Genomic DNA, 13,970 nt, shown 5'->3' with positions numbered 1-13,970 from the left:
AACCCCAGCGATAGGTGCCGTGCGAAGAACCGCTGGGGTTGCACCCCAGCCTACGAACCGCCACACCGGCGCGACCGCCGCACCCGCGCCCGAAATCGTCTTTCACGACGATATCGCCGCGCAGGTGCGCGGGCACACTGCCCGCATGACTGAAGCATTCGTCCTCGACGCCGTGCGCACGCCGCGCGGCAAGGGCCGCGCCAGCGGCGCCCTGCATGAAATCGGCCCGGCCCGCCTGGCGGCCGGCCTGCTGACCGCCCTGCGCGAGCGCAACGGGTTCGACCCCGGTCTCGTGAACGACGTGATCATCGGCTGCGGCGAGCCCTCGCTCGAGCAGGCCTCCGACGTGGCCAAGGCCATCACGCTGTCGGCGCCCGGCTTCCGTCAGGTGCCCGGCGTGCAGATCAACCGCTTCTGCGGCTCCGGCCTGGAGGCGTGCAACTTCGCCTCGGCCATGATCATGGCCGGGCAGTCCGAGCTGATGATCGGCGGCGGCGTGGAAAGCATGTCGCGCGTGCCCATGTTCGTGGGCGGCGGCGCCTGGGTCACCGACCCGCAGATCACCCTGCCCAACCAGCTGGTGCCGCAGGGCGTGTCGGCCGACCTCATCGCCACCCTGCACGGCTACAGCCGCCAGGACGTGGACACCTACGCCGTGGAAAGCCAACGCCGCGCCGCCGCCGCCTGGGCCGAGGGGCGCTTCGCCCGCAGCATCGTGCCGGTGCGCGACGTCAACGGCACCGTGGTTCTCGCGCGCGACGAACACGTGCGCGGCGACACCACGCTCGAATCCCTGGCCAAGCTGGAGCCTTCCTTCACGATGCTCGGCGAGAAGCTGGGCTTCGACGCGGTGGCCATCCAGCGCTACCCCCAGGTGGCCGCCATCCAGCACGTGCACCATGCCGGCAACTCGTCGGGCATCGTCGATGGCGCCTCCGCCGTGCTGCTGGCCAGCGGCGCCATGGCGAAGCAGCTGGGTGTGAAGCCGCGTGCCCGCGTGCGCAGTTTCGGCACCGTCGGCAGCGAGCCCACCATCATGCTCACCGGCCCCGCGCCGGCCGCCCGCGCCGCGCTGAAGCGCGCCGGCATGGACCCGAAGGACATCGACCTGTTCGAGTGCAACGAGGCCTTCGCGGCCGTGGTGCTGCGCTTCATGGAGGACCTGGGCGTGCCCCATGACAAGGTCAACGTCAACGGTGGCGCCATCGCCATGGGCCACCCGCTGGGCGCCACCGGCGCCATGCTGCTGGGCACGGTGCTCGACGAACTGGAGCGCCGCGACCTCGCCACCGGCCTCATCACGCTGTGCGTGGGCGGTGGCATGGGCTCGGTGATGATCATCGAGCGCGTCTGAGGCGGCAGGACCAGGAAACACCATGATCGACTACCGCATTGACGCCGACGGCATCGTCACCCTCTCGTTCAACGTGGCCGAACGGCCCATGAACGTGCTCAACCACGCCTCCATCGCTGCCTTCGACGCGGCGGTGAAGCAGGCCATCGCCGACCCGGCGGCCAAGGGGGTGATCGTCACCTCCTCGCGCCCCGAGTTCGTGGCCGGTGGCGACCTCGACCTGATCCGCCACATCCGCAACGCCGAGGAGTCGTTCGCCGCCGGCGGCGCCTTCAGCCAGACCCTGCGCCGGCTGGAGACATCGGGCAAGCCCTTCGTGGCCGCCATCAACGGCACTGCGCTGGGCGGCGGGCTGGAGATCTGCCTGGCCTGCCACCGCCGCATCGTGGCCGACGACCCGAAGATCCAGCTCGGCGTGCCCGAAGTCACGCTGGGCCTGCTGCCCGGGGCGGGCGGCACGCAGCGCCTGCCGCGCATGATCGGCATCCAGAAGGCCCTGCCCTACCTCACCGAGGGCCGCAAGGTCGGCCCGGCCAAGGCGCTGGAAGCCGGCATCGTCGACGAGGTCGTGCCCGCCGGCGAACTGCTCGCGCGCGCCCGCGCCTGGCTGCTGGCCGACGGTGCGAAGGCGGTGGTGAAGCCCTGGGACAGCAAGAACTTCCGCTTCCCCGGCGGCGCGCCGCAGACGGCCGGGCCCACGCAGCTGTTCTTCGCCGCGGGCGGCGCACTGCTGTCGAAGACGCAGGGCCTGTACCCGGCACCCGAGGCCATCCTGGCCTGCGTGTACGACGGCTGCCAGGTGGACATCGACACCGGCCTGCGCATCGAGCAGCGGCAGTTCGCGCGGCTGGCCACCTCGCAGGCCACCAAGAACATGATCCGCACGCTGTTCTACGACCTGGGTGAAGCCAACCGCCTGGCCGACCGGCCCAAGGACGTGCCGGTGCGCAAGTACACCCAGGTGGCGGTGCTGGGCGCCGGCATGATGGGCGCGGGCCTGGCGCACGTGAGCGCGGTGGCCGGGCTCGACGTCGTGCTGCTCGACACCACGCTGGAGGCGGCCGAGAAGGGCAAGGCCTACGGCGCGAAGATCCTCGACGGCCAGGTGGCCAAGGGTCGGCTCACGCAGGACCAGCGCGACGCCACGCTGGCCCGCGTGAAGACGACCACCGACTACGCCGAACTGGCCAGTTGCGACATGGTGATCGAAGCGGTGTTCGAAGACCGCGCCGTCAAGGCCGAAGTGACGCGCCGCGCCGAAGCAGCCATGGCGCCCGGGGCGATCTTCGCTTCCAACACCTCCACCCTGCCCATCACCGGCCTGGCCGAAGTGTCGGCGCGGCCCGCGCAGTTCGTCGGCCTGCACTTCTTCTCGCCGGTGGAGAAGATGCCGCTGGTGGAAGTGATCCGCGGCAAGCTGACGAGCGAAGCGACCATCGCGCACGCGCTGGACTTCGCCAAGCGCATCCGCAAGACGCCGATCGTGGTGAACGACTGCCCGGCCTTCTACGCCAACCGCGCCTTCGGCATGTACCCCTACGAGGCCATGACGCTGCTGGCGCAGGGCGTGAACCCGGTGCTGATCGAGAACGCCGGCCGCATGGCCGGCATGCCGATGCCGCCGCTGGCGCTGATCGACGAGTTCTCGGTGGAGCTGCTGTACAAGGCCCTGAAGCAGGCCCGCATCGACCAGGGCGCGGCCTACCGGGCGCAGCCGCAGGACGCGGTGATGGAGGTGATGGTGGAGAAGCTCGGCCGCCTGGGCCGCAAGGTCAACCAGGGCTTCTACGACTACCCGGCCGACGGCCCCAAGCGCCTGTGGCCCGGCCTGGCCGAGCACTTCCCGCTGGCGAAGGAACAGCCCTCGGTGGACGAGGTGCGCAACCGCCTGATGTTCGCCCAGTCGCTGGAGGCCGCGCGCTGCGTGGCCGAGGGCATCGTCAGCCCGCGCGACGCCGACGTCGGCTCGCTGCTGGGCTGGGGCTTCCCCTCGGTGGCAGGCGGCGTGCTGGGCCAGATCGACACCGTGGGCTCGGCCCGCTTCGTGGCGATCTGCGACGAGCTGGCCACCCGCCAGGGCGAGCGCTTCGCCGTGCCCCCGGCGCTGCGCGAGCTGGCGGCCCGCGGCGGCCGCTACCGCGACTGAGGCCGCGCGCCGGCATGACCAGCGACACGCTGCTGTACTCGGTGGCGGACCGGGTGGCCACGCTCACCCTGAACCGCCCGGACCAGCTCAACGCGATGACGCTGGACATGATCCACGGGCTGGCCGCGCTGATCGACCGCGCCGACGCCGACGATGCGGTGCGCGCGATCGTGGTCACCGGCTCGGGCCGGGCCTTCTGCGCCGGCGCGGACCTGTCGGGCAGCGACAGCCCGTTTGCCTCGGCCGAGGCCCCGGGCGAGCCGGTGCCGGATGCGGGCGGCGTGCTCACGCTGCGCATCCACCGCTGCCGCAAGCCGGTGATCGCCGCCCTCAACGGCTCGGCCGCCGGCGTGGGCGTGACCCTGACGCTCGCCATGGACGCGCGCTTCGCCGCCGAAGGCGCCCGCTTCGCCCTGCCGTTCGTGCGGCGCGGCATCGTGCCCGAGAGCGCCTCCAGCTGGTTCCTGCCCCGCATCGTGGGCCTGGACCGCGCGCTCGACTGGTGCCTGTCGGGCCGCAGCTTCGACGCCGCCGAGGCGCTGCAGGCGGGCCTGGTCCGCTCCCTTCACCCCGCGGGAGAAGTGCTGGCCGCCGCGCAGGCCCATGCCCGCTCGCTCATCGAGGCCACCTCGCCCGTGTCGGTGGCGCTCACGCGGCAACTGCTCTGGCGCATGGCCACCGCGGCCGGCCCCGAGGAAGCGCATCGCGTGGAAAGCCGGCTCATCGCCGCGCGCGCCCGCAGCGCCGACATGCGCGAAGGGGTCGACAGCTTCCTGCAAAAACGCGCGCCCCGGTTCCCCGACACTGTGTCGCGAGACCTGCCACCCGGCTGGCCCGATTGACCATGACGCACGCCATTCCTTCCATCGACCCCCGATTCCGCACGCTGGGCGACCTGCCGCGCGTGCACGCCGCCCGGCGGCCCGCGCATGCCGCCTTCATCTTCGAGGACCGCCGCACGAGCTGGGCCGATTTCGACCGCCACTGCAACCGGGTTGCGCATGCCCTGCTGGCCCTGGGCCTGCCCCCCCAGAGCCGCATCGCCTGGCTGGGCAAGAACTGCGACCGCTTCTTCGAGGTGTTCCTGGGCGCGGCCAAGGCGCGCCAGGTGCTGGTGCCGGTGAACTGGCGGCTGGCGCCCGAGGAGATCGCCTTCATCCTGAACGACGCCGAGGCGCAGGTGCTGTTCGTGGGCGCCGACTACCTGCCGCTGGTGGACGGCCTGCGCGCGGCCGTGCCGGGCCTGCGGCTGGTGGTGGCCATGGACGGCCCGCAGGCCGGCTGCAGCGAGTACGTCGCCTGGCGCGACAGCGGCAGCGACACCGACCCGCGGCTGGCGGCCGACACGGACGAGACGGCGCTGCAGCTCTACACCTCGGGCACCACCGGCCTGCCCAAGGGCGCCGAGCTCACGCACCGCAACCTGCTCACGCAGTTCTCCTACGCAGCCGCGGGCCACCTGGGGCGCTGGAGCGAAGACGACCTGTGCGTGGTGCCGCTGCCGCTGTTTCATGCCGGCGGCGTCTGCTACGGCATGAACGCGCCCTACATGGGCGGCACGGTGGTGGTGCTGCGGGAAGCGCAGCCGCAACTCATCCTGCAGGCGCTGGCGCAGCACCGCGTGACCAAGCTGGGCGTGGTGCCGGCGGTGATGCAGTTCATGCTGGACCACCCCGACTGCGCGAAGGCCGACTTCTCGCAGCTGGACGCCATCACCTACGGCGGCGCCCCCATTCCGCCGGCGCTGCTGCGGCGCGCCGTGGAGGTGATGGGCCCGGTGTTCCTGCAGATGTTCGGCATGACCGAATCCACCACGCTGGGCACGGCGCTGCAGCCGCGCGACCACAACCCGGCGCTGCCCGAACGCCTGAAGTCGTGCGGCCAGGTGCTGCCCGGCGTGGAGTTGCGCATCGTCACCCTGGAAGGCAAGGAAGCGCTGCCCGGCCAGTCGGGCGAGATCTGGATCCGCTCGGCGGCGATCATGAAGGGCTACTGGAAGCGGCCCGAGGCCACGGCCGAAGCACTGCGCGACGGTTGGTACCACACGGGCGACGTGGGCTACCTCGACATCGACGGCTATCTGTTCATCCTCGACCGGCTGAAGGACATGATCATCTCCGGCGGCGAGAACATCTACCCCGCCGAGGTGGAACGCGCGCTGGGCGACCACCCGGCCATCGCCGAATCCGCGGTGATCGGCGTGCCGGACGCCAAGTGGGGCGAAGCCGTGAAAGCCATGGTGGTGCTGCGGCCCGGCCAGCAGCTGACCGAAGCCGAGGTGATTGCCTTCACGCGAAGCAAGATCGCCGCCTACAAGTGCCCCAAGACCGTGGAGTTCATCGCCGCCCTGCCGCGCAACCCCTCGGGCAAGATCCTGAAGCGGGTGCTGCGCGAGCCGTACTGGGCAGGACAGGCGCGGCGGGTGCACTGAGGGGGTCAGAACGCCACCAGCGACACCGCCCGCGGCGGCTCCCCCGGCAGGGTGAGCACGCCCGTGCGCTCGCCGGTGAACACCAGGCTCACCGCGCCCGCCACCGGCCCGCGCTGCGCCGGCTTCCAGGCGCTGCCGAAGGCTGCCCCGCCGTCGAACGATTCCAGCGTGCCGCTGAAGCGGTTGTCCGCCAGTGCCCCGGTGGCCAGCCAGAAGCGGCTGTTGCCCTCGGCGGTGTAGCCGTAGAAGGACAGCACCAGCGTGCCGCCCTGGTGATCGAGCTGGAAGCCGCGGCCGGCCTGGCCCGTGTTCTCGGCATCGATGGCCCACACGCCCCGCACCGGCGTGATCGCGTTGCCGGTGCCCCCACTGCCATAGCGCAGGCGTGAGATGCGCTGGGGCGCCTCGCCAGGCAGCGTGATGGTGCCCTCCACCGCGGAGGTGAAGCGCACCTGCACCGTGCCGGCCGTGCCGGTGAGCTGCGCCGCCCGGTAGCTGCCGCCGAAGGGCGTGCCGCTGTCATAGGTGACCAGCGGCGCGCTGAAGCCGTTCTGCACGATCGGCCCCACCGCCAGCCAGAAGCGCGCGCGCCCGCTGGTCTCGTAGCCGTAGAAGCTCAGCACCAGCGTGCCCTTGCGCGCGTCGAGCTGGAAGCCGCGGCCCGCCTGGCCGTTCAGCTCGGCATCAATCGCCCACACGCCAGCCTGCGGCTCGATCGGCTCGGTGGAGTTGTCGAGGTTGACCCGGTAGCGGGCCAGGCCTGGCTGCGGCGTGGTGGGGCCGGCCATCAGGCCGCCGCCCTGCAGCTCCTCGTAGACCGGCACGATGCCGGGATAGAACTCCGGATAGAAGTAGAACCAGCCCGCCAGTGCCGGATGCCGGCTGGCGAAGCCCAGCTGCGCCGCCAGCCAGTCGGACTGGCCCTGCGGCGTGAACGGGAAGTCCGGCATCGGCTGGGCGACCACCAGGCGCGGATCCGACTGGTAGGAGGCCTCCACGAACATCGCCGGCCGGCCCGGGCTGGCCACGCGGTCGACGATCTGGCCCAGCCGCTTGAACCAGCAGGCGGCGCTGTAGTGATGCAGCTTCCAAGGATGGGTGGCATAGGGGTGCGACAGCGCCGCGATGTCGTGGTCCACGCCGAAGTCCCGCATGGCAGCGTAGAAGGCCGGGGCGAAGCCGGTGCCCACGCCCACTTCCACGCCAGCGGCATGCAGCGCGATGCGCGCGCCGGGCGCGGCACGGCGGATGCCCCGTGCGGCGGCCTTGAACAGCTCCGCCTGCACCTTCCACACGTTCTCGCGCAGCCAGTCGTGGTCGTTCACATGGTCCACGCCGGGCGGGATGGGAATGCGGCCGCCCGCCACGAAGCCGGTGATGCCGATGTCCGTCTCGTTGCCGATCTCGTAGATCTCCACGTTCAGGCCGCGACCCTTGAAGTAGGTGGCGATGTCGAAGGCATGCTGCTCCATCAGCGCCGCGGTCTCGGCCACGCTCTTGCCGGCCCACGCGTCCGGCGCCTTCTGGTTGCCCCAGTTCGCGGCCTGGTCGCTGAAGTAGAGGTAGGCGTACAGCCGCATGCCGGCCGCCTGCGCGTCCAGCAGGGAGCGCGCCGCGGCCTCGCGCGTGCTCCAGGTGGTGGGGTCCGATGGCAAGGTGACCCAGCGCTCCAGCGGCGTCGCGTCCAGCGCGGGCTTGCTCACCGTGGTGACGCCCACGCGCAGCCAGGCCATGCCTTCGGCGCGGAAGCGGCCCAGCAGGTTGGGATCGATGGGGGTCGTCGACTGGTAGCGCCAGCTCGTCCAGTTCTCCATCGTGCCGCCCGCCGCGAAATCGGAACGCCGCGCATAGGGCGCCAGCGGCTGCGCCTGCTTCTGGTCGGTCGCGCCCGCGTTCAGGCGGAAGTTGTCGAAGGCCACGCGGATCGGCGGACCGGCGCGCCCGCCGCCCACCACCGTCACGGCGCCGAGGTAGACCGAGACCGGCGTGTCGGGCACCGTGAGCTGGCCCACCTCCGTCCATGACCCGCCCGACAGATGCCGGAACGACAGCCGTGTGCCCGTGCGCACCAGCCGCAGCGCGCCGGTGGCGCCGGATGCCTCGGCCGATGGCGCGTTCACGCCGGCGTGGCTGGGCAGGCTGGAGTAGACGGACACGACCTCACCGCCGGAGGTGCGCGCGCGCGAGAACTGGATGTAGCGCGCCTCGTTCCAGTGCAGGCCGATGGCGAGGTTGAGCTGGTCGTAGACGTTGGGGCTGGCCGGCGGCAAGGTGACATCGAAGCCGCTCACCCGCCGGTAGTCCACCTGCACGTCGAAGTCGCCGATCAGCCGGTACTGGCTGAGCACGCGGCTGGAGCCGAAGGAGGGCGCCGGCTCCGTGGCCAGCAGCAGCTCACCGCCCTGGCTGACGCTGCCGCCCTGCGTGAGCGGCTCCCAGCGGCAGCTGTCGAGTGACGAGCCGTCGAAGGTGTCGTCCACCTGGGCGTGCGCGGGCAGGAGGGCCGCCAGCCCAAGCAGCAGCGTGCCCATCCGTGCACGCCATGTGGATCGCAGGAAAGTCATACGCTGTTTCCTCCGCAGGCCCGGCAGGGCCCCCTCGCCCCGGCGGAATGCCGATCGGGGAGTCTGCATGATGCGAGGTGGCGGGGCAGGCATACCCCCACGTGGGCGTGGGTTTCCGGCGGGGGGTGTGAGGGGCGGGCGATCCGCAGCCAACTGGACAACCTCACCGGCGATCATTTATAGTCCGCCGCGTCGGTTTATTATTTGCTGCCGCCATGCCCATCCCCCAGCGCTTCGACGACCCCCGCATCGTGCGCCTGCGCACGGCCACGCGGGCCCACGTGCAAGCCCACATCGTGCCGAACGGCGACGCCTGGGAGGCCTTGGGCACCACACCGCATGAGGCCTACCAGGCGCTCGGCCGCGCGGGCCTGCTGGGGCATGCGTACACCGAGCAGGAGGGCGGCACCGCGCTGGGGCCGATCGGCTCGGTGGTGTTCGCCGAGGAGATTTCCGCCTCCTCGTATGGCGGCGTGGCCGAGGCGGTGCTGATCCACACCGACATGTCGGGCACGCATATCGGCCACCGCGGAACCGCCGCGCAGCGTGCGCGGTGGCTGCCCGGCCTGATCCAGGGTGACCGGATCTGCGGCATCGCGCTGACCGAGCCCGAGGCGGGCTCCGATCTCGCTGCGCTGCGCACGACGGCCCGGCGCGAGGGCGAAGGCTGGGTGCTGGACGGCATCAAGACCTATGCCACCAACGCCCTGCACGGCGACGTGATGATCGTGGCGGCGCGCACGGACCCGCAGGCGAAGCCGGCCCGCGGCATCTCGCTCTTCATCGTGCCGCGCGACACCCCGGGCCTCACGCTGCGGCCGATGGCGCGCAAGCTGGGCCTGCATTCCTCCGACATCGCCGACATGGTGTTCGAGTCGGCCCGGCTGCCGGCCGACGCCCTGCTGGGGGAGGAGAACGCGGGCTTCCGCGCCATCATGGAGAACCTCCAGAACGAGCGCCTGGTGCTCGGCGCCATGGCTGTGGGCCTGGGCCGCTGCGCCCTGGCGCACACCCTGGCCCATCTGAAGCAGCGCCGCGCCTTCGGCGGCACGCTGTGGGACCTGCAGGCCACGCGCCAGAAGCTGGCCGCGCTCACGGCGCGCCACATGGCCGTGCAGGCGCTGGTGCACCGCACCGCCGAACAGGTGGCGCAGGGCGTGGACAGCGTGCGCGAGGTCTCGATGGTCAAGGCGCTGGCGGGCGAGACCGTGCAGGACGTGATGCGTGACTGCCTGCAGCTGCATGGCGGGGCCGGCTACATGGCCGATTGCGCCCTGGAGCGCCTGACCCGCGATGCACGCATCCTCACCATCGGCGGCGGCGCCACCGAGGTGATGCTGGAAGAAGTGGCCAAGCGGATGGACCTGGAGACGTTTCAATGAATCACGATGATCGCGTGCGGGTGGAGGTCGGCGACGACCAGGTGGCCCGCGTGACCCTGGTGCGCACGGACAAGTCCAACGCCCTGGACGGCCCGATGTTCGACGCGCTGATCGCCGCCGGCGAGCAGTTGCGTGCCAACCGCCGCGTGCGGGCCGTGGTGCTGACCGGCGCCGGCAAGGGCTTCTGCGCCGGCATCGACATGCAGGTGCTGGCCGACATGAAGGACGGCACCATCGCCGGCACGCGCGACCTGCTGGAGCGCACCCACGGCATGGGCAACCGCTTCCAGCATGCCGCCTGGACCTGGCGTGATCTGCCCGTGCCGGTGATCGCCGCCGTGCACGGCTTCGCGCTCGGTGGCGGTCTGGAACTGGCGCTGGGCGCCGACCTCCGCTATGCCACGCCCGACACCCGTCTCGCCATCATGGAGGTGAACTGGGGCCTGGTGCCCGACATGGGTGGCACCGTGCGCTACTACGACCTGATGCGTGACGACGAGGTGCGCGAGCTGGCCTTCACCGGCCGCACCTTCGACGCGCAGGAGGGCCAGCGCGTGGGCCTGGTCACGCGCCTGGGCGCGGATCCGCTGGCCATGGCCCACGCCACCGCGCAGGAGATCTCGCAGCGCAGCCCGGACGCGGTGCGCGCGATGAAGCGGCTGCTGAACGCCCAGAGCGCGCCGCGCGCCGCGCAGGGCCTGATGGCCGAGTGCGCCGAGCAGCAGGTGCTGCTCGGCTCGCCCAACCAGGTGGAGACGGTGCGCGCCTCGCGCGAGCGCCGGGCGCCCGTCTTCACGGATTGAACCCCTGCACCGACGCCATGCTGAACCTCGACGACACCTACCTCTCCACCGAGCACCGCCAGTTCCGCGAGCAACTGCGCCGCTTCGTCGCCCATGAGGTCGTGCCCCACGCCCCCGCCTGGGAGGCGGAGGGCCTGATTCCGCCGGCGGTCTATCGGCAAATGGGCGAGCTGGGCTTCCTGGGCCTGGCCGTGCCCGCCGACTATGGCGGCACCGAGCTCGACGCGCTGGGCACCGTGGTGTTCGGCGAGGAGATCGGCCGCTCCAGCTTCGGCGGATTCGCCGCCTCGATCTCGGATCACGCCGACATGGCGGCGCCCGTGATCGCGCGCATCGGCACCCCCGCGCAGAAGGAGCGCTTCCTGCCCGACATCGCCGCCGGCCGCCGCATCCTGGGCTTTGCCGTGACCGAGCCGGGCGGCGGCTCCGACCTCACGCGCATGAAGACCACGGCGCGCCGCGAAGGCGACCACTGGGTCCTGAACGGCCAGAAGACGTTCATCACCAATGCCTTGTCGGCGGACCTGTTCATCACCGTCGCCCGTACCGACCCCGAGTCGCGCGGCGCCAACGGCTACTCGATCTTCGTCATCGAGAAGGGCGGCCAGGGCTTCACCACGGGCCAGAAGTTCCAGAAGACGGGCTGGCAGGCCTCCGACATGAGCGAGCTGTTCTTCGACGACTTCGCCGTGCCGGCCGCCAACCTGCTGGGCGAGGAGGGCCAGGGCTTCTACCTGCTGATGCAGGGCCTGGAGCGCGAGCGCATGAGCATGTGCGCGCAGTGCGTGGGCATGATGGAGCGGGCGCTCACCATCACCCTGGCGCACGTCAAGACGCGCGCCGCGTACGGCCGCCAGCTGTGGGACCTGCAGGCGATCCGGCATGAGCTGGCCACCTACGCCAGCGAGCTGGCCGCCGCCAAGCTGATGGTCTATCACGCCGCCGCCAAGAAGAGCCGCGGCGAGAGCGTGCGCCTGGAGACTTCGATGATGAAGGCGCAGATTCCCCAGCTGCTCAAGCGCATGGCCGACGCGTGCGTGCAGATGCACGGCGCCTCGGGCTACATGCGCGGCACCGAGATCGAGCGCATCTTCCGCGACGCCCGCCCCTACTCGCTGGGCGGCGGCGCCGCCGCCGTCATGCTGGACGAAGTCGCCAAGCTGCTCTGAGTGAACCCCCGCTGAATCTGCATGAACACCCTGGACCTGACCGATCCGCCCTGCATCACCGAGGAGCTGCGGCTCATCCGCGAGCAGGTGCGCCGCTTCGTCGCCGAGGAGGTACTGCCTGTCGCCGACGCCTGGGAGAAGGAAGGCTGCATTCCGCGCGCCATCTTCCGCCGCCTGGGGGAACTGGGCCTGCTGGGCATGCGCCACCCGGTGGCCTATGGGGGCTCCGACCTGGGACCGGTGGCCTCCGTGCTGTGGGCCGAGGAGCTGGGCCGCAGCGGCTATGGCGGCGTGCCGGCCTCGGTGCTGGTGCACACCGACATGTCCTCCACCCACATCAGCCGGCGCGGCACGGAGGAGCAGAAGCGCCAGTACATCCCCGCCGTGATCCGCGGCGAGAAGATCGTCGCCATCGCCGTGACCGAGCCAGGCGCCGGATCGGACGTCGCGGGCCTGAAGACCCGCGCGGTGCGCGACGGCGACCACTGGGTCATCAACGGCTCCAAGCTGTACATCACCAACGGCGTGCACGGTGACATCTACATCGTGGCCGCGCGCACCGACCCGCAGGCCAAGGGCAGCCGCGGCATCTCGCTCTTCATCGTGGAGAAGGGCACGCCGGGGCTCGTGGTGGCGCGCGAGCTGGAGAAGCACGGCGACCTGTGCTCGGACACCGCGGAGCTGTACTTCGACAACCTGCGGGTGCCCGCCTCGGCCCTGCTGGGCGAGGAGAACAAGGGCTTCTACGCCGTGATGGACAACTTCCAGAACGAGCGCCTGGTCATGGCCGGCAGCAGCATCGGCGCCAGCCTGCGCGCGATCGAGGTCACGCTGGACCACGTGCGCACGCGCCAGGCCTTCGGCGCCACCTTGTGGGACCTGCAGGCCACGCGCCAGAAGCTGGCGATGCTCGCCACCAAGGTGGCGGCCGCGCGCGCCCTCACCTACTCCGCCGCGGAGCTGGAGGCGCAAGGCAAGGACTGCGTGCGCGAGATCTCCATGGCCAAGATCTTCGCCTGCGAGGTCAATGTGGAGGTGGTCAACAGCTGCCTGCAGCTGCACGGCGGCAGCGGCTTCATGCGGGGCATGGCCATCGAGCGCATGACCCGTGATGCCCGCATCCAGACCATCGGCGGCGGCGCCACCGAGGTCATGCTCGAGGAAGTGGGCAAGCGGCTCTGAGCCGCGCGGCCCGCGGCCGGGTCAGCGGCCGCGGCCCCCGGGGGGGGGCCCCCCCGGTGGTGGTGGGGGGGGGGGGGGGCCCGGGCGCCCCCCCCCCCCCCCCCCGCGGCCGGTTCAGCGGCCGCGGAAGCGCGGCTTGCGCCGCTCGGTGAACGCCCGCACGCCTTCGGCGAAGCTCTCGCCATCGATCAGTTCGGCCTGGCGCTGGCGCTCCAGCTCCAGCTGCTCGGCCAGCGTGGCGCGCTCCGCCGCGTCGAGCAGCGCCCGCGTCTCGGCGATGGCATGGGCCGGCAGCTCCGCCAGCTGCCGCGCGATCGCCATGGCTTCGTCCTGCAGCTGGTCGTCGTCCACACAGTCCCAGATCAGGCCCCACGCGGCGGCCTTCTCGGCCGGCAGCTTGTGCCCCGTGAGCACGAGGCCCGCCGTGCGGGCGCGGCCGATGGCGCGGGCGCCGGCCCAGACGGCGGCAAAGTCCGGCACGATGCCCAGCGCCGGAACGAAGGGCGAATAGAAGAAGGCCGAGCGCGCGGCGATCACGATGTCACCTGCCAGCGCGAGCCCGAAGCCGCCGCCGGCCGCCGCACCGTTGACGGCACAAACCAGCGGCACCGGCAGCGTGCGCAGACCCAGCAGCACGGGGTTGCCGGTCTCCTTCATCATGCGGCCGACGTAGGCGCCCAACGTGTCGCCGGGCGGCATCTGCGCCGCGCGCTGGCTGAAGTCCTTCAGGTCGGCGCCGGAGCAGAAGCCGCGGCCCCGACCGGTCAGCACCATGGCGCGGATGGCCTTGTCCTCATGCACACGGGCCAGCGCATCCAGCAGGCCGGCCTGCAGCGACTCCGACAGCGGGTTCATGCGTTCGGCCTCGTTCAGGGTGACCCGCGCCACGCCATCGATGACTTCGAACACGACGGAGGGTTCGCTCATGAGTGGGGCTCC

The 13,970-nt window shown here is 71.4% G+C and carries 10 protein-coding genes; 8 read left to right on the top strand and 2 right to left on the bottom strand.

Translation table 11 applies throughout. The features are described 5' to 3' along the window. The first annotated feature begins 145 nt into the window (after window positions 1–145). The 4 genes from ACE3T5_RS03725 to ACE3T5_RS03710 are packed head-to-tail and all read left to right on the top strand — an operon-like array spanning window position 146 to window position 5,931. Window positions 146–1,354: an acetyl-CoA C-acetyltransferase gene (locus ACE3T5_RS03725; protein ID WP_374664583.1), complete on the top strand. Its 1,209-nt coding sequence runs from the start codon at window positions 146–148 to the stop codon at window positions 1,352–1,354. Window positions 1,355–1,376: 22 nt separating this feature from the next. Beyond that, a complete protein-coding gene (locus tag ACE3T5_RS03720) occupies window positions 1,377–3,500 on the top strand; it encodes a 3-hydroxyacyl-CoA dehydrogenase NAD-binding domain-containing protein (RefSeq protein WP_374664581.1) in 2,124 nt (707 codons plus the stop codon). 14 nt (window positions 3,501–3,514) lie between these two features. Then, complete coding sequence (locus ACE3T5_RS03715; protein ID WP_374664579.1) at window positions 3,515–4,342, top strand: enoyl-CoA hydratase-related protein; 828 nt, start codon at window positions 3,515–3,517, stop codon at window positions 4,340–4,342. A gap of 2 nt (window positions 4,343–4,344) precedes the next feature. Next, a complete protein-coding gene (locus ACE3T5_RS03710) occupies window positions 4,345–5,931 on the top strand; it encodes a fatty acid--CoA ligase (RefSeq protein ID WP_374664576.1) in 1,587 nt (528 codons plus the stop codon). A gap of 5 nt (window positions 5,932–5,936) precedes the next feature. Here the strand turns inward: ACE3T5_RS03710 and ACE3T5_RS03705 are convergent, their stop codons facing one another. Then, window positions 5,937–8,495, bottom strand: coding sequence for a glycosyl hydrolase 53 family protein (locus ACE3T5_RS03705; protein WP_374664574.1), 2,559 nt, complete (start codon window positions 8,493–8,495; stop codon window positions 5,937–5,939). A gap of 215 nt (window positions 8,496–8,710) precedes the next feature. Between ACE3T5_RS03705 and ACE3T5_RS03700 the strand changes: the two genes are divergently transcribed. The 4 genes from ACE3T5_RS03700 to ACE3T5_RS03685 are packed head-to-tail and all read left to right on the top strand — an operon-like array spanning window position 8,711 to window position 13,031. Beyond that, the gene (locus tag ACE3T5_RS03700) at window positions 8,711–9,877 is read left to right on the top strand and encodes an acyl-CoA dehydrogenase family protein (protein ID WP_374664572.1); all 1,167 of its coding nucleotides are present in this window, start codon (window positions 8,711–8,713) and stop codon (window positions 9,875–9,877) included. Beyond that, complete coding sequence (locus ACE3T5_RS03695; RefSeq protein ID WP_374664570.1) at window positions 9,874–10,680, top strand: crotonase/enoyl-CoA hydratase family protein; 807 nt, start codon at window positions 9,874–9,876, stop codon at window positions 10,678–10,680. Before ACE3T5_RS03700 ends, ACE3T5_RS03695 begins: the two co-directional genes overlap by 4 nt. Window positions 10,681–10,697: 17 nt before the next feature. Next, complete coding sequence (locus tag ACE3T5_RS03690) at window positions 10,698–11,849, top strand: acyl-CoA dehydrogenase family protein (RefSeq protein WP_374664568.1); 1,152 nt, start codon at window positions 10,698–10,700, stop codon at window positions 11,847–11,849. Between the two features lie 21 nt (window positions 11,850–11,870). Next, window positions 11,871–13,031, top strand: a complete 1,161-nt coding sequence (locus tag ACE3T5_RS03685; protein ID WP_374664566.1) for an acyl-CoA dehydrogenase family protein — start codon at window positions 11,871–11,873, stop codon at window positions 13,029–13,031. A gap of 114 nt (window positions 13,032–13,145) precedes the next feature. Here ACE3T5_RS03685 and ACE3T5_RS03680 read toward each other — a convergent pair whose 3' ends face one another. Beyond that, window positions 13,146–13,958, bottom strand: a complete 813-nt coding sequence (locus ACE3T5_RS03680) for an enoyl-CoA hydratase-related protein (RefSeq protein ID WP_374664564.1) — start codon at window positions 13,956–13,958, stop codon at window positions 13,146–13,148. Window positions 13,959–13,970: the final 12 nt, after the last annotated feature.

It is taken from the genome of Ramlibacter sp., from assembly GCF_041916345.1.
GTDB lineage: Bacteria > Pseudomonadota > Gammaproteobacteria > Burkholderiales > Burkholderiaceae_C > Ramlibacter.
The sequence above is the reverse complement of the archived record's forward strand: the minus strand, read 5'-3'. Positions and strand labels throughout refer to the sequence as shown.

Excerpts from the sequence above, each read along its gene's own strand:
- ACE3T5_RS03725 (WP_374664583.1), top strand. The coding sequence starts at position 146 with ATGACTGAAGCATTCGTCCTCGACGCCGTGCGCACGCCGCGCGGCAAG.
- ACE3T5_RS03720 (WP_374664581.1), top strand. The coding sequence starts at position 1,377 with ATGATCGACTACCGCATTGACGCCGACGGCATCGTCACCCTCTCGTTC.
- ACE3T5_RS03715 (WP_374664579.1), top strand. The coding sequence starts at position 3,515 with ATGACCAGCGACACGCTGCTGTACTCGGTGGCGGACCGGGTGGCCACG.
- ACE3T5_RS03710 (WP_374664576.1), top strand. The coding sequence starts at position 4,345 with ATGACGCACGCCATTCCTTCCATCGACCCCCGATTCCGCACGCTGGGC.
- ACE3T5_RS03705 (WP_374664574.1), bottom strand. The coding sequence starts at position 8,495 with ATGACTTTCCTGCGATCCACATGGCGTGCACGGATGGGCACGCTGCTG.
- ACE3T5_RS03700 (WP_374664572.1), top strand. The coding sequence starts at position 8,711 with ATGCCCATCCCCCAGCGCTTCGACGACCCCCGCATCGTGCGCCTGCGC.
- ACE3T5_RS03695 (WP_374664570.1), top strand. The coding sequence starts at position 9,874 with ATGAATCACGATGATCGCGTGCGGGTGGAGGTCGGCGACGACCAGGTG.
- ACE3T5_RS03690 (WP_374664568.1), top strand. The coding sequence starts at position 10,698 with ATGCTGAACCTCGACGACACCTACCTCTCCACCGAGCACCGCCAGTTC.
- ACE3T5_RS03685 (WP_374664566.1), top strand. The coding sequence starts at position 11,871 with ATGAACACCCTGGACCTGACCGATCCGCCCTGCATCACCGAGGAGCTG.
- ACE3T5_RS03680 (WP_374664564.1), bottom strand. The coding sequence starts at position 13,958 with ATGAGCGAACCCTCCGTCGTGTTCGAAGTCATCGATGGCGTGGCGCGG.